General features: G+C 69.5%; 16 protein-coding genes and 1 pseudogene. 11 read left to right on the top strand and 6 right to left on the bottom strand.

All coding sequences use genetic code 11. The features are described 5' to 3' along the window. From M3C17_RS10090 to holA, 5 genes and pseudogenes are all read left to right on the top strand, one after another. A pseudogene (locus M3C17_RS10090) lies at positions 1-851 on the top strand (hypothetical protein); the annotation flags it as partial. Between the two features lie 66 nt (positions 852-917). Continuing rightward, positions 918-1,379 carry a hypothetical protein gene (locus M3C17_RS10085; protein ID WP_259977586.1) on the top strand — a complete coding sequence of 154 codons (462 nt, stop codon included), beginning with the start codon at positions 918-920 and terminating at the stop codon, positions 1,377-1,379. Positions 1,380-1,627: 248 nt separating this feature from the next. Further along, complete coding sequence (locus tag M3C17_RS10080; RefSeq protein ID WP_259977584.1) at positions 1,628-2,236, top strand: ComEA family DNA-binding protein; 609 nt, start codon at positions 1,628-1,630, stop codon at positions 2,234-2,236. Continuing rightward, positions 2,233-4,974, top strand: a complete 2,742-nt coding sequence (locus M3C17_RS10075) for a ComEC/Rec2 family competence protein (RefSeq protein WP_259977583.1) — start codon at positions 2,233-2,235, stop codon at positions 4,972-4,974. The genes M3C17_RS10080 and M3C17_RS10075 overlap by 4 nt, the downstream gene beginning before the upstream one ends. Positions 4,975-5,074: 100 nt before the next feature. Next, positions 5,075-6,112, top strand: coding sequence for a DNA polymerase III subunit delta (gene holA, locus M3C17_RS10070; RefSeq protein ID WP_259977582.1), 1,038 nt, complete (start codon positions 5,075-5,077; stop codon positions 6,110-6,112). Between the two features lie 69 nt (positions 6,113-6,181). On the opposite strand, the gene rpsT is transcribed toward holA, so the two are convergent. Beyond that, positions 6,182-6,442, bottom strand: coding sequence for a 30S ribosomal protein S20 (gene rpsT / locus M3C17_RS10065; RefSeq protein ID WP_259977581.1), 261 nt, complete (start codon positions 6,440-6,442; stop codon positions 6,182-6,184). 222 nt (positions 6,443-6,664) lie between these two features. On the opposite strand from rpsT, the gene M3C17_RS10060 reads away from it, so the two are divergent. Next, complete coding sequence (locus M3C17_RS10060; RefSeq protein ID WP_259977579.1) at positions 6,665-8,044, top strand: GH1 family beta-glucosidase; 1,380 nt, start codon at positions 6,665-6,667, stop codon at positions 8,042-8,044. Beyond that, on the top strand, positions 8,041-9,276 hold the full coding sequence (locus tag M3C17_RS10055) for an MFS transporter (RefSeq protein WP_259977577.1): 1,236 nt from the start codon (positions 8,041-8,043) through the stop codon (positions 9,274-9,276). Before M3C17_RS10060 ends, M3C17_RS10055 begins: the two co-directional genes overlap by 4 nt. On the opposite strand, the gene M3C17_RS10050 is transcribed toward M3C17_RS10055, so the two are convergent. From M3C17_RS10050 to M3C17_RS10030, 5 genes are all read right to left on the bottom strand, one after another. Next, positions 9,271-10,002 carry an alpha/beta fold hydrolase gene (locus M3C17_RS10050; RefSeq protein WP_259977576.1) on the bottom strand — a complete coding sequence of 244 codons (732 nt, stop codon included), beginning with the start codon at positions 10,000-10,002 and terminating at the stop codon, positions 9,271-9,273. The two genes, M3C17_RS10055 and M3C17_RS10050, sit on opposite strands and share 6 nt — an antisense overlap. 74 nt (positions 10,003-10,076) lie before the next feature. Continuing rightward, complete coding sequence (locus M3C17_RS10045) at positions 10,077-11,792, bottom strand: ABC transporter family substrate-binding protein (RefSeq protein WP_259977575.1); 1,716 nt, start codon at positions 11,790-11,792, stop codon at positions 10,077-10,079. A 128-nt stretch (positions 11,793-11,920) separates the two neighbouring features. After that, a complete protein-coding gene (locus M3C17_RS10040) occupies positions 11,921-13,849 on the bottom strand; it encodes an ABC transporter ATP-binding protein (protein ID WP_259977574.1) in 1,929 nt (642 codons plus the stop codon). Next, complete coding sequence (locus M3C17_RS10035; protein WP_259977573.1) at positions 13,846-14,784, bottom strand: ABC transporter permease; 939 nt, start codon at positions 14,782-14,784, stop codon at positions 13,846-13,848. Before M3C17_RS10035 ends, M3C17_RS10040 begins: the two co-directional genes overlap by 4 nt. Before the next feature lies 1 nt (position 14,785). Next, positions 14,786-15,769 carry an ABC transporter permease gene (locus M3C17_RS10030; protein WP_259977571.1) on the bottom strand — a complete coding sequence of 328 codons (984 nt, stop codon included), beginning with the start codon at positions 15,767-15,769 and terminating at the stop codon, positions 14,786-14,788. A gap of 241 nt (positions 15,770-16,010) precedes the next feature. Here M3C17_RS10030 and lepA point away from each other — a divergent pair, with 241 nt between their 5' ends. From lepA to hrcA, 4 genes are all read left to right on the top strand, one after another. Continuing rightward, positions 16,011-17,864, top strand: coding sequence for a translation elongation factor 4 (gene lepA, locus M3C17_RS10025; RefSeq protein ID WP_259977569.1), 1,854 nt, complete (start codon positions 16,011-16,013; stop codon positions 17,862-17,864). A gap of 71 nt (positions 17,865-17,935) precedes the next feature. After that, positions 17,936-18,589 carry a DUF1990 family protein gene (locus tag M3C17_RS10020; protein WP_259977567.1) on the top strand — a complete coding sequence of 218 codons (654 nt, stop codon included), beginning with the start codon at positions 17,936-17,938 and terminating at the stop codon, positions 18,587-18,589. Continuing rightward, entirely contained in the window at positions 18,589-19,806 is a 1,218-nt protein-coding gene (hemW, locus tag M3C17_RS10015; protein WP_259977566.1) for a radical SAM family heme chaperone HemW, read from the top strand. Before M3C17_RS10020 ends, hemW begins: the two co-directional genes overlap by 1 nt. Before the next feature lie 107 nt (positions 19,807-19,913). After that, positions 19,914-20,945 (top strand): heat-inducible transcriptional repressor HrcA, encoded by a 1,032-nt coding sequence (gene hrcA, locus M3C17_RS10010; protein ID WP_259977565.1) that lies wholly within the window; start codon positions 19,914-19,916, stop codon positions 20,943-20,945. The last annotated feature ends 13 nt before the right edge of the window (positions 20,946-20,958 follow it).

Below are 20,958 nucleotides of genomic sequence, written 5' to 3'. Positions count from 1 at the left end.
AGTCCACGGTGGAGGTGCCCTCGGCCCCGGCCCCAGCGATCACAGTCGTCAAGTCGGCCACCCCATCAGCGATGACCACGGTGGGGCAGATGTTGACGTACTCGTTCGTCGTTACTAATGACGGCAACGTTGCGCTGAAGGACGTGACCGTCGACGAGACCGAGTTCTCAGGAGAGGGAGAACTGTCGTCCATCGAGTGCCCGGATGATGCGGCGAACCTGCTGCCTGGTCAGGTGATCGTCTGCACAGCGACTTACACGACCACGCAAGGCGATGTGGACTCTGGGCTGCTGACGAACACCGCCACAGCCACAGGCGTCCCGCCCGCAGGGGCACCGCCCGTCTCGCCTCCTTCAACGGTGGATGTGCCATTCGACGGTGCCACCACTCTTGGGATCGAGAAGCGCGCAACAACTGTCGACGTCAACCGAAACGGCGTCGCAGACCTCGGGGACCGCATCGAGTGGTCGATCCTCGTCACCAACACAGGTGCGCAGACCATCGATGACATCACCGTCTCCGACCCCGCGGCCGGAACTGTCACGTGCCCGACCACGACGCTTGCATCGGGCGAGACCATGACATGCACGGTGCCAACTCATTCGATCACGGCGGCGGATGTGAGCCGTGGCGAGGTATGGAACGTTGCGACGGCGTCGGGCAACGCGCCGAACGGGGACCCGGTCGACCCGCCATCGGCGCGTGCGGTGACTCCAGTCGTGCCGACCCCCGCATCCGGGCTGGCTGTCACCGGAGGTACAGTGTCCGGCGGCGTGCTCATCGGTGTACTGATGCTGTCTCTCGGCGCGCTACTTCTTCCTGGAGCGCGGAGGCGCAAGAGTCACGCGTAGAAAGCTCAGATTCGCGGGGGTTCGCGTCGCGTTACCCCCGCGAATCTCGACATCAAAGGATTGAAAATGTCATTCTCCGAACGTGGACACCTCGTATCCCGCATCGTGGCCGTCTGTGCGGTCGTCCTCGCGATCACGGCCTGCACACCGCAAGCCCAGGAAGAGACGCCTCGTCCGAGTATCACAGCGACGAGCGGCCCGCAGCTCCCCGGCGAGGAACCAGGAGTCGTCGGCGCGACGAAGCTGCCGTCGGATATCCCGAACTCACCGGCCGTGCGTAGCGCCGCGAAGATCACCTCCTGTGCCGCGTCCGATGGCGGCTGGACGGCAGCTGGTACAGTCACAAACCCCACCGAGGATGACGCGTCGTACGTGGTGACCGTGTTCTTCACGAACTCGGCGGCTACGGTGGTTGGTTCCGGTCAGGCAACTGTCGAGGTCGACGGCGGAGCTACGACGGACTGGTCGGTGACCTCCGACTTCGTCGCTCCGAACGAGACACTGTGCGCGCTTCGCGGCGTCGGTTGATGGAGTCATTGAAGCGATGAGGGGCATCGACACGTCGATGCAGTGGGCAGCCGTGCGCTGATTTCGACGGCTGTCCACGACCGTCGATGGCCAGTGTGCGCACAGTGGAGCGGGGCGTCCGACGGGTGACCCGTCAGACCTGCGACCCAGAGCGTGGCGTTCCTCCACAGATCGGTGTTTTGCGGGGGTGTCCACGAGCATCGTGGCGCGGTCCCGTGCGACGCGGGGCACAGGCTTAGCGTGGGCTGATGCCCGCTGCCGATGCCCCGTCGCCTCCGCCACCCTTCCGCCGGCGCCTGCGACTGAGCGTGGGCGCGGCCGTCGTGCTCGGCATCGTAGTGCTGTCCGCGGCGGTCGGCCTGGGGCTTCTCCGGGGTCGGGCCGCACCGGACGCCGCGGTGCCGTGGACAGAGCAGAGTGCGCCGGCCACCGCGGTTGCCGCGGTCGGAGAGCTCTACGTGCACGTGCTCGGGGCGGTCGGGAGCCCGGGGCTGTACGTGCTCGCTGCGGATGCGCGCGTCATGGATGCGATCGCGGCGGCGGGCGGTACGAGCGACACGGCCGACCTCGCGGCGGTGAACCTCGCACGACGGCTCGAAGACGGAGAGCAGCTCGTCGTGCCCGCCGTGGGAGCTGCGACGGCGACGACGAGCGCGGAGACGGATCCGCGCATCGACCTCAACGCCGCAGACGAGGGCACGCTCGACACGCTGCCGCGCATCGGTCCCGCATTGGCTGCGCGCATCGTCGCCTGGCGGGACGAGAACGGACCTTTCCGTGCGGTGGACGACCTGCTGGCCGTGCCGGGCATCGGGGAGAAGCTGCTCGCAGGTCTGCGTGACGCGGTGCGCGTGTGAAGGGGGCAGACCTGCGCGTGGTGCCGGTGGCTCTGGGCGCGTGGGTGTCGGCGCTCCTGTCGGTGCTCGTGCCTCCGGCGGCGTGGGCGAGTGCGGGCGTGAGCCTGGGGGCGGCGCTGGTGACTCTGGCGATCGAGTGGTGGCAGCGCCAGGCGACGAGGGCGAGTCCTGCGGCAGCGGCGGCGGGATCGCGCACGCGCCACGGCAGACGAGGGCGAGCGACGTGCTCCGCCGATCCGAAGGGTGGCCGGACGACCACGGCCGGAGGCGAGGGAGCAGCGCCCGGTCGGGCGTCCACGGCCGGGCTGATCGTGCTGATGTGCGCGGCGGCGTCCGGCGTGGCGTTCTCGGCCGCGCTCGCTCTTCCGGCGCGAGAGGCGGTCGCCGCGCAGCGCGGGCGGGTGGTGGAGGCGGTGGCTGACGTCGCCTCGTCCGCATCGGTGGGCGCGGACGGCCGGCTCTGGTTCGACGCGGTCACGAGCGACGTGGGGCCGCCGGGGCATCTCTCGCCGGTGACCGCGCCGATCCGAGTGGGGGTCGCGCCGCTCGCGGGCGTCGATCTCGGTGCGAGGATCCGTGTCGTGGGCGAGACGGTGGCGACGGGGCCGGAGGAGCGCGCCGCTCTCGTGCTGTTCGCGTCCACGGTCGATGTCGCCGCCCCTGCCACGGGGGTCTTCGGGATCGCGGCGAACCTGCGCCGGAGCTTCGTGTCCCGGGCCACGGAGCTGCCCGAACCGGGAAGCGGCCTGCTGCCCGGACTGGCGGTGGGCGACACGACCGCCGTGTCGCCAGAGCTCGATGCCGACATGCGCACGAGCGGCCTGAGTCATCTCACGGCCGTGTCCGGAGCGAACTGCGCGATCGTGGTGGGGGCGGTGTTCGGCCTCACCGCACTGTGCGGTGGTGGACGACGCCTGCGGATCCTGCTCGCCGCGGCGTCGCTGGCGGGGTTCGTGGTGCTGGTCACCCCCGAGCCCAGCGTGATCAGGGCGGCCGTGATGGCGGGCGCCGGGATGCTCGGACTGCTGGTGGGGCGGCCGAGTGCGGGCGCGGGGATCCTCGCAGTGTGCGTGGTCGCGATCCTGCTGGGGGATCCCTGGCTCGCGTCGACGCCCGGCTTCGCGCTCTCGGTCGCGGCTTCCGGAGCCCTCGTCCTGCTCGCGCCACCGCTGGCCGCGGGGCTGGGGCGGTGGCTTCCGGTGCCTCTCGCGGTGGCCGTCGCCGTCCCGCTCTCGGCACAGCTGGCGTGTGCGCCGATCATCGCTCTGTTCGCCGCGCAGCAGTCCCTGGTGGGCGTCGTCGCGAACCTGATCGCGGAACCCGCAGCACCGGTGGCGACGGTGATCGGCCTGCTGGCGTGTCTGACAGCCCCGATCCCGCTGCTGGCGGACCTGCTGGCGGCAGCAGCCTGGCTTCCTGCTGCCTGGATCGCCACGGTCGCCCGGACGACCGCCGAGCTGCCCGGTGCCGCGATGCTGGTTCCCCCCGGAATCGTGAGCGCCCTGCTCGTCGCGGCTGTGAGCGCGTCGATCGGCATCGTGTGCATCGGTCCCGGCCGCATGCCGTCCACGCGCGGTACGGATCGCATTCCGGGAAGTGTGTGGAGTGTGGGGACCGTCGGGAGTGCGGAGGAGCCCAGGAATCCGGAGGGGCCCACGGGGACGGGGCGTCCGGGGAGTGCCGAGAGCGTCGAGAGTGCCGACACGGCGGTGAGGACGGGGCGTCCGGGGAGCACAGAGGGTGCGGAGGGACTCGGACGCATCGCGAGTGCGGAGGGGCCCGGGTGGGCGCGAGTGCGCGAGCCGACCGCGCGCACCGACAGTGTGCTGAAGCGGTCGACCCGCGAGCGTCGTCCAGGGGCACCGCGTGCACCGGGCGGTCGCGCCCTGGCTCACGCCGGGGCAGTGGCCGTCCTGGTGGTGACGGGGGCGTTGGGCGGGTCGACCGCCCTTCTGGACGGTCCGCTCGCTGCCGCGACCACGCCCGAGTCGTGGACGATCGCCGCGTGCGATGTCGGGCAGGGCGATGCGCTCGTGGTGCGCTCCGCCGGGGCCGTCGCGCTGATCGACACGGGTCCGGCGCCCGAGCCCCTGGCCGCGTGTCTGCGATCGCTCGGCGTTGACCGCATCGATCTGCTGGTCCTCACGCACTTCGACCTCGACCATGCGGGCGGGCTCGACGCGGTTCGCGGCCGCGTCGCGACGATGCTCCACGGGCCGCCCGCGGATGCTCGCGACCGCGCGACGATCGCGTCCTTCGAGTCCGAGGGCGCCCGTGCCCAGAAGGGCGCAGCGGGGCAGCGCGGAGACCTCGGGGACGCGAGCTGGCGCGTGCTGTGGCCTCTTGCTGATTCCGTCGCCTTCCCGCCGAGCAATGACACCGGGGTGGTCGTCGAGTTCCGCGGGGGCGGAGTGCCGCCGTCGCTGTTCCTCGCCGACCTGTCCGCCGCCCCGCAGCGGATGCTGCAGCGCACCGCCCGGCTGTCCGAGGAGGCGGTGGTCAAGGTCGCCCACCATGGCAGTGCTGACCAGGACGCCGCGCTCTACGAAGCGCTCCGCCCGAAGATCGCCCTGATCAGCGTCGGCGCCGACAACGACTACGGGCATCCGCGCGGCGAGACTCTCGACCTGCTCGCGGGCCTGGGCGCACGCGTGCTGCGCACGGATCAGTGCGGACGGATTCTGGTCGGGGTGCAGGACGGCGCACTCGCCGTGTGGACGGATAGCGTGCCTCCGTGAGCGGCGTGCGTCCGTGTGCGGTGCCTCTGGGTGCGGCGTGCCTCCATGTGCGAGATGCCCCCGTGAGCGGGGTGTCCGGGGCCGCCGGTAGGCTGGATCCATGGCTGCTTCCCGTCCTCCCGCCCGTGGTGGCGCGAAGCCCAGCAAGATCCCTCAGGTGTCGTGGCGAGAGCCGCATCCGGCGCCGCTCGTGCTGGTGTCCGGGCCCGAGGAGGTCTGCGCCGAGCGGGCGATCGCCGGTGTCCGCGACTATCTGCGCGCGGAGGATCCGGCTCTCGAGGTCAGCGACGTGCGGGCCGATGACTACGCGCCGGGCACCCTCCTCGCGCTCACGTCGCCCTCCCTGTTCGGGGAGCCGCGTCTGGTGCGGGTCTCCGGGGTGGAGAAGTGCTCGGACGCATTCCTGCAGGAGGCCGTCTCCTATCTGGACAATCCGCAGGAGGGCGCCACGGTCGTGCTGCGCCACACCGGAGCGAGCGTCCGCGGCAAGAAGCTGCTCGACGCGCTGCGCGCCGGGACCGGAGGCGGCATCGAGATCGCGTGTCCCGCGATCAAGCGCGACGGGGACCGGGTCGACTTCGCGGCGGGGGAGTTCGCGGCGGCGAAGAAACGCATCGCGCCCGCCGCACTGCGCGCCCTCGTCTCCGCCTTCGCGGACGACCTCACCGAGCTCGCGGCCGCCTGCCAGCAGCTGATCGGCGACGTCGAGGGCGACATCACCGAAGACGTGGTGACCAAGTACTACGGCGGCCGGGTGGAGGTGTCGGCCTTCGTCGTGGCGGACACCGCGATCGCCGGGCGCTACGGCGAGGCGCTCATCGCGCTGCGGCATGCCCTCGCGTCCGGCGCCGACCCCGTGCCCATGGTTGCGGCCTTCGCGATGAAGCTGCGCACGATGGCGCGCGTCGCGGGCAACCGTGAACCGAGCCGTCAGCTCGCGCAGCGACTCGGAATGAAGGACTGGCAGGTCGATCGGGCCCGGCGCGACCTCACCGGCTGGAACGAGCGTTCACTCGGCATGGCCATCCAGGCGACCGCGCGCGCGGGCGCCGAGGTCAAGGGCGCCGCGCGCGACCCGATCTTCGCCCTGGAGCGCATGGTCACGGTCATCGCGACGCGTGAGCCCTTCGGGGGATAGGCGATAGTCCGAGCGGGAAAGCAGAAGGCCCGCCTCACGAGGAGACGGGCCTTCCGGATGATCGGTGGCTCAGAGAGCGGCGACCTTCTTGGCGATGGCCGACTTGCGGTTGGACGCCTGGTTCTTGTGCAGCACGCCCTTGCTGACGGCCTTGTCGAGCTTCGCCGAGGCCTTCTTGAGGACCTTCTCGGCGGCGGCCTTGTCGCCGGCGGCGACGGCCTCGCGGGTCTGGCGGACGAGAGTCTTCAGCTCGCTCTTCACGGCCTTGTTGCGCTCGTGAGCCTTCTCGTTGGTCTTGTTGCGCTTGATCTGCGACTTGATGTTTGCCACGTGTGGACGCTTTCTGTACAGGAGTGATTCGGAGTGCCGGCAGCAGAAGAGGGCTGCTGCACGGCGGTCGTGAGGGAAGAACCCACACGCAAGCCAAGAGCCGAGTCTACCAGCACCTGGGCGGGTGACGCGAAACGACGCCGCTCCGAAGAGACTGCGTCGCGCTCACCACGGTACCGGGTGCAGAATCATGCTGACCCGACAATGACGTCAAGGAGCCCCATGACCCCCGACTCCGTTCTCTCCCCAGCACTCGCCCGACTCCGGTGGTCCGCCGCGACCTCCGCCTTCCAGATCGAGGGCTCTCGCACCGCGGACGGGGGAGGGCGCTCCATCTGGGACGACTACCTCGCGGCGCCGGGTGCCATCATCGACGGCTCCACGGCCGAGCCGGCGTGCGACAGCTACCGTCGCAGCGAGGAGGACGCCGCCCTGGCCGCGGGCCTCGGACTCGACCGGTATCGCTTCTCGATCCCGTGGGCGCGGGTGCAGCCGGATGGACGCGGTCACGGCAACACGGCGGCTCTCGACCACTACTCGCGCGCGGTCGACGAGATGCTGGAAGCCGGTGTCACGCCGTTCCCCACGCTGTTCCACTGGGAGATGCCGAGCGCCGTGGAGGCCGCGGGAGGCTGGCTGAACCGTGACACCGCCGAGCGTTTCGGTGAGTACGCCGCCCTTGTCGCGGCGCGTCTCGGCGACCGCGTGAGCAGCTGGTACACCCTGAACGAGCCGGCGATGACGACCCTCCAGGGCTATGCGGTGGGCGCGCTCGCACCGGGGAAGCAGCTGCTGTTCGGCGCGCTGCCGACCGCGCACCATCAGCTGCTCGCCCACGCCAGAGCGGCCGCGGCGCTCCGCGAGCACGGAGCCGGTGCCGTGGGCTTGGTGAACAACCACACCTGGGTGCTGCCGCTGCACGACACCGCGGAGGACAGGGAGGCCGCCTTCCTGTACGACCTGCTGCACAACCGGATCTTCAGCGAACCTCTCCTCGCGGGGTCCTACCCGGATCTGCAGGCGTACGGCCTCCCGCCGCTGCCGGTCCTGGAGGACGATCTCGAGACGATCGGCGCGTCGATCGACTTCTATGGTGTCAACTTCTACAACCCCACGACGGTGACGGCGGCCGCCAAGGGCAGCCCGATCCCGTTCGACCTCGTTCCCACTCCCGGTGTCCCGGTCACGGGCTTCGGGCCGGAGTGGCCCATCATGCCCTCCGCGCTGCGAGAGCTCCTCGTCGATCTGCACGGGCGGCACCCGGGGCTGCCGCCCGTGATCATCGGCGAGAACGGCGCCTCCTTTCCGGAACCGGAGAGCGCAGGACGCGTCGAGGACACGCAGCGCATCGAGTACCTGGCCGGACACATCGCCGCCGTGGGCGAGGCCATCGAGGCGGGCGTGCCGGTCGAGGAGTACACGGTGTGGTCGCTGCTCGACAACTGGGAGTGGGCGGACGGCTACACGCAGCGCTTCGGGCTCGTGCACGTCGACTTCGCGTCCGGCGTGCGCACACCCAAGGCCTCGTACGACTGGTACCGCGAGCTGATCGGGCGGGCGCGTGCGCTCGCATCGACCTCCGCAGCGGCGGCGCAGCGATGACCGCGCTGCCCGCGACCCGCGTCGGCCGCGTCGGGCTGCGGTGGATGTCGCTGTTCACGTTCGCGTGGCTCGCGATCTGGACGGTGCAGCTCACGCCCGTGCAGCTGCTGCTGCCGCTGCAGCTCGACACCCCGGAGGGTGACTGGATCCTCGGCGTCGTCTCCTCCGGCCTCGTGCTCGGTGTGGGCGGACTCGCCGGCGTCGTGGCGGGTCCACTCGCCGGCGCGCTGTCGGATCGCGCGAGGGCCGGACGACATCGTCGCCGCCCGTGGGCGCTCGGCGGCGTCTGGCTGACCGCGGCGTGCCTGGTGCTCACCGGCTTCGCCGCGGGTCCGTGGGCCGTCGGAGCAGGGTGGGTGGGGGTGTCGGTGGGGGTCGCGGTGTCCTCTGCCGCGTTCACGGCCCTCATCGCCGATCAGCTGCCGACCCCGCAGCGGGGTGCGGCGTCGGCGGCGGTGGGCTCCAGCCAGGCGGTCGGCATCGTGCTGGGCGTGGGGCTCGTCGTGCTGCTCGGGCTCGACATCGTCTCCGGCTACCTGCTGCTCGCGGGGGTGATCGCCGTGGCGGGGACGGCCGCCGCGCTGCTGCTGCCCGATCCGCCGACCACGGTGGCCCAGCGTCCCTCCACCGTGGGGCGTCCGCGCCTCGCCTCGCTGCGGGACCGGGACTTCGCGTGGATGCTGTCCGGCCGGCTCGTCACCAACATCGGCAATGCGCTCGGCACGGCGCTGTTCCTGTTCTTCCTCCTGCACGGTCTCGGGCAGGAGAGCACCGCCGCTCAGGACAACCTGCTGCTGCTGATCGTGGTCTACACGGTGTTCGTGGTGCTGGCCTCGGTGGTGACGGGCATCGTGTCCGATCGCACGGGGCGTCGGCGCACGCTGACCGTCGCGGCGACCGTGGTGCAGGCGGCCTCGGGTGTCGCGATCGTGCTGGTTCCCACGTTCGAGATGACGATGGTCGCCGCCGCCCTGATGGGGCTCGGCTACGGCGCCTTCTCCACGGTCGGCCTCGCGTTCGCCGCTGATCTGCTCCCGGACGAGCAGGACCATGCGCGCGACCTCGGCATCGTGAATGTGACGGCGGCCCTGGGGCAGCTGATCGGGCCGGTCCTCGGCGCGGGGCTCGTGGCGCTGGTCGGCGGCTTCTGGCTGGTGTTCCTCGCCGCGGCGGTGCTCTCCCTCGTCGGGGGCGCGCTCACGGCGTGCGCACGGCAGCCGTCGCGGTCATGACGACGAAGCCCGCTCGGTCACGGTGGCGATCGCGAGGGCCAGCACCGCGTTGAACACGCGGGGACGCATGGCCGTGACCAGGTGCGTCGTGCGCGGCACGATGATGAGCTCGGCCTGCGGCGCCAGGCGGCGGAACAGGGCCTCGTTCATGCGCAGCTGGTCGTACTGGCCGTTCACGAACCACAGCGGCACGTCGATGCGTGGCACGGCGGCGGCTACGTCGAGCGCCGCCAGGCTCTGCAGCGCCGTGTCCTGCATGTCGAGCGCGTAGCCGCCCGCCGCGAAGTCGGCCCGGTTCTCCAGCGGGATGGTCGCGGCGAGCATGCGCTGCGTGAGCCACATGCCGCGGTCGGGCAGCGAGTCCACGGCCCGCGCGAACAGCCGGTACGCGCGGAGCCCGGCGCCCTGGGGGAGCGAGGTGCACGCCGCCGCGACGAGCCCGTCGACCGGCGGCCGCTCGGCCCCACCGGTGTAGGCGAGCGAGAGCAGCCCGCCCATCGAGTGCCCCGCCAGCAGCACGGGTCCCTTCGCCGCCGCCTGACGCACAGCGGCGTCGATCGTGTGCAGCGCCTCGTGCAGCGTGAAGTCCTCGTCCATCCGGGAGCCGTGTCCGGGAAGGTCGACCGCGCTGACGGGGTGCCCTGTCTCCTCCAGGTACGCGACCTGCGAGCGCCACATGGTGGCCGACGTGCGGATGCCGTGCACGAGGACGGTCTGCACGCTCACGCCCTCAGCATACGGAAGCGGGGCCGGTGGAAGGACCACCGACCCCGCTTCGACACGAGCTGTGTCAGAGAGTGTTACTTCTCCCAGCCGACGTTCTCGACCGGCGTGACGCCGAACAGGTCGAGACCGACGTAGGGCTCCGGCGTGAGGTTCGCCAGGCCGTTCTTGACCACGTAGATCGAGGGGCCGCTGTACAGCGGGATGACGCCCCACGTCTCCTCGACGATCTTCGGCTCGAGCTCCATCGCGGCCGCGGTCCAGGACTCGGCGTCCTTCTGCGACTCGACGTCGTCGGCGATCTGCTTGTCGATCTCCGCGGAGCCGGTCGCCGAGAGGTTCAGCTGGCTGTCCGAGCAGTACAGCTGGCAGAACCAGGCCGGACCGAACGGGTCGGAGTCGGTGAAGCGGAGGGACACGGCGTCCCAGTTCTTCGAGGTCAGGTCATTCGAGAAGTCGGCCGAGGGGCGCACGTCGATCTGCATGTCGATGCCGATCTCCTTCTGCTGCGCCTGGAGCGACTTCGCGAGGGCCTCCAGCGTCGGGTCCTCACCGAACACCGGGTAGGTGATGGTCAGCTTCTCGCCGTCCTTCTCGCGGATGCCGTCCTCGCCCTCGGTCCAGCCGGCGTCGTCGAGCAGCTTCTTGGCCGCGTCGACGTCGTGCTTCAGGCCGGCGGTGGCGAAGGAGTCGGCGTAGCCGTCCTGGAACGAGTACAGGTTCAGCGAACCGGCGACGGGCTCCTCGTAGCCGAGGCCGTTCCACGCGATCTGCTTCTGCTGATCGATGTTGATGCCCATGAAGAACGCCTTGCGCACGTCGATGTCCTCGAACTGCGGCTTGTCGGCGTCGACCATGATGATCGTCTTGGCGGTCTGCTGTGCGCGACGCACCGTGGTGTCATCGACGTCCTGGACCTGCTTGAGGCGGTCGTTGGTGTTGGTGTTCACCATGTCGATCTCGCCGTTCTTGAAGGCGTTGATCGCAGCGTCGGGCTCCATGGCCGTGAAGGTCACCGAGTCGAGCAGGGGAGCGTTGCCCCACCACTCGGGGTTCGGCTTGAAGGAGACGAAGCCGCCGTTGGCGTCGAACGTGTCGATCGTGTACGGACCGGCGCCCCACTCGGGGTGCGGGTTGCCGATGAAGCCCTCGTTGAAGACGGCCGGGTCGGCGACGGCCGGGTGCAGCACGCCACCGGTGAGGAACGCCATGGACGGCCAGGCGTACACGCCGTCGAAGGTGACGACGGCGGTCTTCGCCGTGTCGCCCTGCTCGACGCTCTTGATCTGCTTGTAGCCGTCAGTCGCGTTGGGGGTGAAGCCCTCGTCGTACGAGCGGTTCGCCTTCCACGTCGCGTCGATGGCGGTCCAGTCCATGTCCGTGCCGTCGTTGAAGTGGGCCTCGTCCTTGAACGTGAAGGTGATGGTCGTGTTGCCATCCTTCTCGCCGATGTCGTAGGCGTCGAGATAGGCGTCGTTCTTGGTGACCTCGCCCTCCGGCGACACGAGCAGGATCTGCGGCATGTACCACGACCACAGACGAACGGTGTCTGCGCTGCCGTCGCCGTTGAAGGCGTTGAGCTGCTCCGGGATCTCGTTGATCGGGAAGTTGACCTCGCCACCCTCCTGGAGGTTGCTGCGGTCCTGCGGGTTGTAGTCGGCGGTCTTGGTCTCGACCGGCTCGCCTCCGTTGTCCCCGCCACCGGTGTTTCCGGAACCGCTCGCGCAGCCCGCGAGGGCGAGTGCGAGGGCGCCGCTGATCGCGATCGCCCCCAGCAACTTCTTGTTCTTCATGGTGCTCCTTTCGCCTTTCGGCGTTTCATAAAGGGAAGAATAGTTCGCGGTCGCGACCGGTATACCGCCCCGGAGTGAATCGCGCCTAACCGTTATCGGACGGTGACCAGGGACGAGCGGGCTGCCGCTCAGACCGTGGCGGGCTTCGTCGTCATGGTCTCCGCGTCGAAGACGACCCGCTCGCGGGTGCGCTCGATGTCGGGGTCGGGCACCGGGATCGCCGAGAGCAGCGCCTGCGTGTAGGGGTGCTTCGGGTTGTCGAAGACCTCGTCCACGTCGCCGTGCTCCACGAACTCGCCCAGGTACATCACGGCCACGCGGTCGGCGATGTGCCGGACGACCGAGAGGTCGTGCGCCACGAACAGGTAGGACAGCCCGAGCTTGACCTTCAGCTCGTCGAGCAGGTTGATGACGCCGGCCTGGATCGACACGTCGAGCGCGGAGACCGGCTCGTCGAGGACGACGATCTTCGGATTGGTCGACAGGGCCCTGGCGATGCCGATGCGCTGTCGCTGACCGCCCGAGAATGCCTGGGGGAAGCGGTCGCTGTGCGCGGGGTTGAGGCCGACGAGATCCATCAGCTCGTCCACGCGGCGGTGGGCCTCCTCCTTCGGCGTGCCGATCGCGAACAGCGGCTCGGAGATGATGTCGGCCACCGTCATGCGCGGGTCCAGCGCCCCCATCGGGTCCTGGAACACGATCTGGATGTCGCGGCGCAGCGCCCGCTCCACCTTGCGGCTGCGGATGTCGTTCACGCTCGTGCCGGCGATCACGATGTCGCCCTCCGTCTGCTTCACCATGTCCATGATCTGCAGCAGGGTGGTGGTCTTGCCGCTGCCGGACTCGCCGACGATGGCCATGGTCTCGCCCTCGCGCACGTCGAAGGAGATGCCCTTGATCGCGTGCACCTCGCCGACCTTGCGCTTGAGGAACGCGCCCTTGAGCAGCGGGAAGGTCTTGCGCAGGTTCTTCACCTCGAGCGTGATGGGACGCTCCTCGCGCGGTGTGACCGTCAGGCTGCTCTCGGGCGTCTGCCGCACGGGGTAGATGGGCAGACCGCCGAGCAGGCCGTCGTCCTCGATCTCGTGCGCGCGGATGCAGGCCGCCTGGTGCATGCTGCCGGAGCCGGTGGCCACGGGCAGCAGCTCGGGCTCCTTGGCGCGGCAGGCGTCCATGACGATCGGGCAGCGGTCGGCGAACGGGCACGCGTCGGGCAGGTCGATCAGCAGCGGCGGGTTGCCCTTGATCGGGGTCAGCGGCTCCTTCTCCACCTTGTCCACGCGGGGGATCGCGCCCAGCAGGCCGATCGAGTACGGCATGCGGGTCTTGTGGAAGAGCTCGCGCACGGGCGCGTGCTCCACGGGCTTGCCCGCGTACATCACGAGCACGTCGTCGGCGGTGCGGGCGACGACGCCCATGTCGTGCGTGATCATGATCACGGCGGCGCCGGTCTCGTCCTGCGCCTTCTCGATCAGATCGAGGATCTGCGCCTGGATCGTCACGTCGAGCGCCGTGGTGGGCTCGTCGCAGATGATGAGCTTGGGGTTGTTGGCCATCGCGATGGCGATCACGACGCGCTGCCGCATGCCGCCGGAGAACTCGTGCGGGAACGACTTCATCCGCCGCTCCGGCTCGGTGATGCCCACGAGGGTGAGCAGCTCGACCGAGCGGTCCCACGCCTCCTTCTTGGAGAGGCTGCGGTGCACCGTGAGCGCCTCGATGAGCTGGTCGCCCACGGTGTACACGGGCGTGAGCGAGGTCAGCGGGTCCTGGAACACCATCGACATGCCGTTGCCGCGGATCACGGACAGCTGCTTGTCCGTCATGCCGATGAGCTCCTGCCCGTCGTACATGATCGATCCGGTGACCTTGGCGTTCTCGTCGAGGAGTCCCATGATCGCGAGCGACGTGACCGACTTGCCGGAGCCGGACTCGCCGACGATGCCGAGCGTCTTGCCGGCCTCGAGATCGAAGGAGACACCGCGGACGGCGTCGACGCGGCCGGCTTCGGAGGCGAAGCTGACCTTGAGGTCGCGGACGGAGAGGACGTTGGTCATGCGCGGCCTCCTGCAGCCGAGGTGGGGTCGAGGGCGTCGCGCAGGCCGTCGGCGATCAGCGCCATCGACACGGTCAGCAGGGTCAGCGCCGCCGCCGGGAAGTAGAACAGCCAGGGGGCCGTGGTGAGCGAGCTCGAACCGGCGCCGATCAGCGCACCGAGCGACACGTCGGGGATCTTCACGCCGAACCCGAGGAAGGACAGGCCGGTCTCGGTGACGACCGCGGTCACGACGCCGAGCGTGAAGTTGATCACGAGCAGCGAGCCGATGTTCGGCAGCAGGTGACGCAGCACGATCTTCATGCCGCCGACGCCCATGTACCGGGCCGCGCTGACGTACTCGCGCTCACGCAGGGACAGCGCCATGGTCCAGATGACGCGGGCAGGGAAGTACCACCCGATCACGAAGATCATGATGAGCGCGATCACGCGCCAGTCGCCGCCCGCCTTGTTGGAGATCATCGCGAGGATGAGGAAGCTCGGGATCACCATCATGAAGTGGATGACGAGGAGCGAGATGCGCTCGGTCCAGCCGCCGAAGTAGGCGGCTGCGGTGCCGACGAGCGCGGACACGATCGTCACGCCGATCGAGACCGTGAGGGCGATCATGAGTGAGCGCTGCAGGCCGACGGCGACCTGGGCGAACAGGTCGTTGCCGGCGTTGTTCGTACCGAACCAGTGCTCCGCCGACGGCGGGGTGCTGAGGTTCAGGAAGTCGAGTTCGGTGTGGTCGTAGCGGGCGATCAGCGGCCCGAAGATCGCGAACAGCACGAGCAGGGCGAAGATCACGAGGCCGATGAGCGCGCCGCGGTTGCGGGAGAACCGGCGCCAGTACAGCGTCCACTTCGACAGGCGCTTGGTGGCGACGCGCGTGGTCTCCGGGCCCGCGGCCTCCGGCTCGGGGTGGATGGTCGGGTCGAGCATGTCGGTGCTCATGTCAGCTCACTCTCACACGAGGATCGAGGACCACGACGGCGATGTCGGCGAGGATGGCGCCGATCGCCGTGAGGACCGCGCCGAAGGCCGCGATGGCGACCGTGCCGTGGATGTCGTTCTTCGAGATGGTCTCGATGAAGTACTTGCCCATGCCGTTCCAGGCGAAGATCGTCTCGGTCAGGACGGCGCCGGTGAAGATCGCGGGGATCGTGAAGGCCACCTGGGTGGCGACCGGGATCAGCGACGTGCGCAGGGCGTGCTTGCGGATGGCCTGCTGCTTGGTGAGGCCCTTGGCCCGCGCGGTGCGGACGTAGTCGGCGTTGATGTTGTCCAGCAGCAGCGAGCGCTGGAGGAAGTGGATGCTCGCATAGCCGGTGAGGACCAGGGCTATGGTCGGCAGCGTCAGATGCTGCAGGACGTCTATCAAGGTCGGGAAGAAGCCTTCGACGCCTTGGCTCGCATTGCCGGTCACGTAGAAGATGCGGGTGCCGGTGGCGTTGTTGAGGCCGATCGCGAGCAGCACGATCGCGAAGGCCGCCACGACGATCGGGATGTTCAGCGTGATGATGCTGGTGGCCTGCCCGATGCGGTCGGCGAGCTTGTACTGCCGGGAGGCGGTGTAGACGCCCAGCGCGATGCCGAGGACCGTCGTGATGATGGTGGCGCCGAGGACGAGCTCCGCGCTGACCCACATGCGGTAGGCGACCTGCTCGTTGACCGAGCCGCCGGTCGGGCTGACACCCCAGTCCCAGCGCAGCAGGATGCCCGTGAACCAGTTCCACCAGCGCTCGATGAGCGGCACGGTGTCGCTGAGGTTGCGAGGCACGAGGAGGTTGTTGATCTGCTCTTCACTGAGCGGAGGGCGACGGCCCACGTAGTTGCTGCGCGGATCGAGGAAGCCCCACGCGAGGAAGTAGGTGAGGTTCGTCGCGACCACGATCATGAGCAGCCAGCCGAGGGCACGGCGCGCGAGGTACTTGATCAAGGGGGATTGTCTTTCTCTTCTCCAGACGCGCTCGGGATCCGCCGACGCAACGCTGAGCCGGGCGGATGAATCGGGCGCCATCCGCCGTTCTGCGCGACGCGACAGCCCTCACGGTGTCTGTGACGGAGTCGTATCGCTTACGGGATCCGGTGTCACGGATTGATCCCGGGCAACTTCGGGAGACTATCACCGATACACCCGAATGGGGATTCCCTGCCCCTCACCGTAGAATCGACGGGACATGTCCCCACGCGCTCTCACCCCGCTTCAGCCTGCCGCGACGCCGGCTGCGCAGATCCGCAATTTCTGCATCATCGCCCACATCGATCACGGCAAGTCGACCCTCGCCGACCGCATGCTCCAGATCACCGGCGTGGTCTCGGATCGCGACATGCGGGCGCAGTACCTCGACCGCATGGACATCGAGCGGGAGCGCGGCATCACGATCAAGTCCCAGGCCGTGCGTATGCCCTGGGAGCTCGAGGGCGAGACGTTCGCGCTCAACATGATCGACACGCCGGGTCACGTCGACTTCACCTACGAGGTGTCCCGGTCGCTCGCCGCGTGCGAGGGCGCGATCCTCCTGGTCGACGCCGCGCAGGGCATCGAGGCCCAGACGCTCGCCAACCTGTACCTGGCGCTGGAGAACGACCTCCACATCATCCCGGTGCTCAACAAGATCGATCTGCCGGCGGCGGACCCCGAGAAGTACGCCAAGGAGCTGGCGTCGTTGATCGGCGGCAAGCCGGAGGACGTGCTGCGCGTCTCCGGCAAGACCGGCGTCGGCGTGGAGGAGCTGCTCGACCGGCTGGTGCAGGAGATCCCCGCCCCCGTGGGCGATGCGGAGGCCCCGGCGCGCGCCATGATCTTCGACTCCGTGTACGACGCGTACCGCGGCGTGGTCACCTATGTGCGCATGGTCGACGGCAGCCTCTCGCCGCGCGAGCGCATCCAGATGATGTCGACCGGCGCGAACCACGAGGCGCTCGAGGTCGGCGTGTCCAGCCCCGAGCCGACGCCCACCAAGGGCCTCGGCGTCGGCGAGGTGGGCTACCTCATCACGGGCGTGAAGGACGTGCGGCAGTCGAAGGTCGGTGACACGATCACGAACGCGCGCAAACCCGCGGCCGAAGCCCTTCCCGGGTACACCGATCCCAAGCCGATGGTGTTCTCGGGCATCTACCCGATCGACGGCAGCGACTACGCGGAGCTCCGCGAGGCCCTCGACAAGCTCAAGCTCTCCGACGCCTCCCTGCAGTACGAGCCGGAGACGTCCGTGGCACTCGGGTTCGGCTTCCGCTGCGGCTTCCTGGGGCTGCTGCACCTGGAGATCGTGACGGAGCGACTCGCACGCGAGTTCGGCCTCGACCTCATCACGACCGCGCCGAGCGTGATCTACGAGGTGCTCACCAGCGACACCGGCGAGACCGTCACCGTGACGAACCCGAGCGAGTACCCGGACGGGCGCATCGGTTCGGTGTCCGAGCCCATGGTCAAGGCGGCGATCCTGCTGCCGAAGGACTACGTGGGTACGGTCATGGAGCTGTGCCAGTCGCGCCGCGGCTCGCTGCTGGGCATGGAGTACTTCTCCGAGGAGCGCGTCGAGCTGCGCTACAACATGCCGCTCGGCGAGATCGTGTTCGACTTCTTCGACCAGCTCAAGTCCAAGACGCAGGGCTACGCCTCTCTGGACTACGAGCCCTCGGGCCAGCAGGAGGCCGACCTGGTGAAGGTCGACATCCTGCTGCAGGGCGAGAAGGTCGACGCGTTCAGCTCGATCGTCCACCGCGACAAGGCGTACGCCTACGGCACCATGATGGCGGAGCGGCTGCGCAAGCTGATCCCGCGCCAGCAGTTCGAGGTGCCGATCCAGGCCGCGATCGGCGCGCGCATCATCGCCCGCGAGACGATCCGGGCGATCCGCAAGGACGTGCTGGCGAAGTGCTACGGCGGTGACATCACCCGCAAGCGCAAGCTCCTCGAGAAGCAGAAGGAGGGCAAGAAGCGCATGAAGATGGTGGGTCGCGTCGAGGTCCCCCAGGAGGCGTTCATCGCCGCGCTCTCGGGCGACGTCGAGGGCAAGGACAAGAAGTAACCAGGGCGATCCTGTGACCTCCCGCGATGCGGAGGGTGTTCGTCCAGGCAACGCGAAGTAGGCTGGAACTCATGCGGCGCGGGACTTTCCGAGACGACACGGTGGACTATGCGGCCGTGGGTGCGACCCACGCCCCCGACCTGATGCAGTACCCGCCGGAGCGCAGCATCCCGGCGGAGGAGTCCTGGCGCATCGGCAGCGGGGAGGAGCGCTTCCAGATCGCCGGCGAGGCGCTGCTGTCGTGGACGGCGCAACGTGCGGCCGGCCTGTCGGTGGAGGACGTGCGTCCGGCGCCCGGCCCCGCCTACGCCGGCGTGAGCTTCGATGCGGAGGGCAACCCCATCGCGCCGAGCAAGCGCGACGTGGAGCCCCGCTACGACGCGGAGGGCATGCCCTTCGTCGGAGCCGGTATGACGCTGCATCTGCGCGGACGCGTCGGCGGCATGCGCGCCGACTCCGAGCTGCGCGTCATCTCGGTCACCGAGGAGACGCGGCGCATCGGCTTCGTGCTGGGGACGGTCGGCGGCTCGGTCGTCAGCGGTGAGGAGTCGTTCGACGTCGACTGGCGCGAGGACAACGACGAGGTGTGGTTCACGGTGCGCGCCTTCGATGCGCCCAACACGCTCATCTACCGCCTGGTACCGGCACTGATGAAGCGCCGTCGCCGCGAGCTCTTCGCGCGCTACCTGCGCGCGATCTCGCCGCTGTACGCGACGCCCGTCTGATGGCGGGACCGCTTCCGCTCGGAGACCCGGCCCCGGCCGACGGACGACTGCCCGACGATCTGCCGATCGCTGTCGACACGCCCTTCTCCGCGTACCTGCACGTCCCGTTCTGCCGAGTGCGCTGCGGATACTGCGATTTCAACACCTATACGTCGAGCGAGCTGCGCGGCGCGAAGCAGGAGGACTACGCGTCCACCCTCATCGGCGAGATCGCGCTGGCGCGGCGCGCGCTGGACGACGCCGGCGCGCTGCGCCCCATGGACACGGTTTTCTTCGGCGGCGGCACACCGACGCTGCTCCCCGCCGGTGACCTCGCCCGCATGCTCGGCGCCGCGACCGCCGCGTTCGGTCTCGCGCCCGGCGCAGAGGTGACGGTGGAGGCGAATCCCGACACGGTCACGCCCCAGGTGGCGCAGACCCTGGCGGAGGCGGGAGTCACCCGGCTGTCGATCGGGATGCAGTCGGCCGTGCCGCATGTGCTCGCCGCGCTCGACCGCACGCATCGACCGGAGAACGTCCGCACGGCCGTCGCCGCGGCGAAGGACGCGGGGCTGGCCGTGAGCGTCGACCTGATCTACGGGGCGCCGGGGGAGTCGCTGGCCGACTGGGAGGCCTCGCTCGATGCGGCACTGTCCCTGGACTCGGACCACATCTCGGCCTACGCGCTCATCATCGAGGAGGGCACGAAGCTGGCGCGACAGATCCGCCGCGGTGAGGTGCCGATGCCGGACGACGACCTCCAGGCGGACATGTACGAGCTGGCAGACCGGCGTCTCGCCGCCGCGGGGTTCGAGTGGTACGAGGTGAGCAACTGGGCGCGCACGCCGGCACAGCGCTCGCGTCACAACCTCGCGTACTGGCGGGGGAGCGACTGGTGGGGCTTCGGTCCCGGCGCTCACAGCCATGTCGCGGGGCTCCGCTGGTGGAACGTGAAGCACCCGGCCGCCTACGCCCAGCGGCTCGCCGCCGGATCCTCGCCGGCCGCAGGGCGCGAACGACCGGACGAGGCCGCGCGATCCCTGGAGCGGATCCTGCTGTTGAGCCGCATCCGCGAGGGCATCGCGGTCGCGGACGTGCCGGAGGGGAACCGGGACCGCGTGGCTGGCCTGATCGCGGACGGGCTGATCGATGCCGCGGCCGCCATCCGCGGTCGCGTCCAGCTCACGTTGCGCGGGCGGCTGCTCGCGGATGCGGTGGTGCGCGAGCTCACGGACTGAGCCGACTGCAGGCTCTCCTCCTCCGCGTCATCCTCAGCAGCACGGGGTAGGATTGGCACTCAGGGTGGCAGAGTGCCAATCGGACGGTCAGCGGGAAGGGGAAGGCCATGGTCACCGAGCGAGGACTCCAGGTGCTTCGCGCGATCGTGCAGGACTACGTCGAGACCCACGAGCCGGTCGGCAGCCGCTCGATCGTCGACCGGCACTCCTTCGGCGTCTCCGCGGCGACGATCCGCAACGACATGGCGCAGCTGGAAGACGAAGAGCTCATCACCGCCCCGCACACGTCCTCCGGCCGGGTCCCGACCGACAAGGGCTACCGGGTGTTCGTGAACCATCTCGCCCAGCTGCGGCCGCTCTCCTCGGCGCAGCGCTCGGCGATCGAGTCGTTCCTCACCGACCCCGCCGACCTCGACGACCTCATGGTGCGCACGGTGCGGGTGCTCACGCAGCTCACCGGGCAGGTGGCGCTCGCGCAGTACCCCTCGTTCGCGCGCGCCCACGTGACCCACCTCGAGCTCGTGGCGCTCGCCCCCAACCGCCTGCTGACCGTGCTCGTGACGGATGCGGGCGGCGTGTCCCAGCGCATGACGGTGCTGCCGGACACGATCGACGAGACCGACCTGGCGGTCCTGCGGGCACGGCTTTCCGCGCTGATCACGGGCCAGGCGATCGCCGAGGCCTCCGACCGTCTCCAGACGCTGCTCGCCGCGGAGGAGACTCCGCGGGACCGGGTGCTGCGCACGCTCGCGGGCGTCGTGGTCGACGAGCTCAGCGGCTTCCGGCAGGAGCGACTGGTCATGGCGGGCGCGGCGACCCTGGCGCGCCGGGAGCAGGACTTCCGCGGCAGCATCCATCCGCTGCTCGAGGCGATCGAGGAGCAGGTCACGCTGCTGCGGCTGATGAGCGAGATGGTGCCGGACGAGCACGGACTCGCCGCGAGCATCGGCACGGAGAACGCCTCCTTCGGGCTGGGAGAGGCATCCATCGTCGCCAGCGACTACGCGGCGCCGACGGGGACGGCGCGAGTCGGCGTGATGGGGCCGACGCGCATGGACTATCCGAGCAACCTCGCGGCGGCGCGGGCCGTGGCCCGCTACCTGTCGCGGATGCTCGACGATGACGAGACCGGCCGCTGACGCGGCCCACGGA

It is taken from the genome of Microbacterium sp. p3-SID336 (assembly GCF_025143365.1).
Lineage (GTDB): Bacteria > Actinomycetota > Actinomycetes > Actinomycetales > Microbacteriaceae > Microbacterium.
Note: the sequence above shows the minus strand (reverse complement) of the source record. Positions and strands in the feature narration are given on the sequence as shown.

Excerpts from the sequence above, each read along its gene's own strand:
- M3C17_RS10040 (WP_259977574.1), bottom strand. The coding sequence starts at position 13,849 with ATGACCAACGTCCTCTCCGTCCGCGACCTCAAGGTCAGCTTCGCCTCC.
- hemW (WP_259977566.1), top strand. The coding sequence starts at position 18,589 with ATGGCGGGACCGCTTCCGCTCGGAGACCCGGCCCCGGCCGACGGACGA.
- M3C17_RS10080 (WP_259977584.1), top strand. The coding sequence starts at position 1,628 with ATGCCCGCTGCCGATGCCCCGTCGCCTCCGCCACCCTTCCGCCGGCGC.
- M3C17_RS10045 (WP_259977575.1), bottom strand. The coding sequence starts at position 11,792 with ATGAAGAACAAGAAGTTGCTGGGGGCGATCGCGATCAGCGGCGCCCTC.
- lepA (WP_259977569.1), top strand. The coding sequence starts at position 16,011 with ATGTCCCCACGCGCTCTCACCCCGCTTCAGCCTGCCGCGACGCCGGCT.
- holA (WP_259977582.1), top strand. The coding sequence starts at position 5,075 with ATGGCTGCTTCCCGTCCTCCCGCCCGTGGTGGCGCGAAGCCCAGCAAG.
- M3C17_RS10085 (WP_259977586.1), top strand. The coding sequence starts at position 918 with ATGTCATTCTCCGAACGTGGACACCTCGTATCCCGCATCGTGGCCGTC.
- M3C17_RS10035 (WP_259977573.1), bottom strand. The coding sequence starts at position 14,784 with ATGAGCACCGACATGCTCGACCCGACCATCCACCCCGAGCCGGAGGCC.
- M3C17_RS10020 (WP_259977567.1), top strand. The coding sequence starts at position 17,936 with ATGCGGCGCGGGACTTTCCGAGACGACACGGTGGACTATGCGGCCGTG.
- M3C17_RS10055 (WP_259977577.1), top strand. The coding sequence starts at position 8,041 with ATGACCGCGCTGCCCGCGACCCGCGTCGGCCGCGTCGGGCTGCGGTGG.
- M3C17_RS10060 (WP_259977579.1), top strand. The coding sequence starts at position 6,665 with ATGACCCCCGACTCCGTTCTCTCCCCAGCACTCGCCCGACTCCGGTGG.
- hrcA (WP_259977565.1), top strand. The coding sequence starts at position 19,914 with ATGGTCACCGAGCGAGGACTCCAGGTGCTTCGCGCGATCGTGCAGGAC.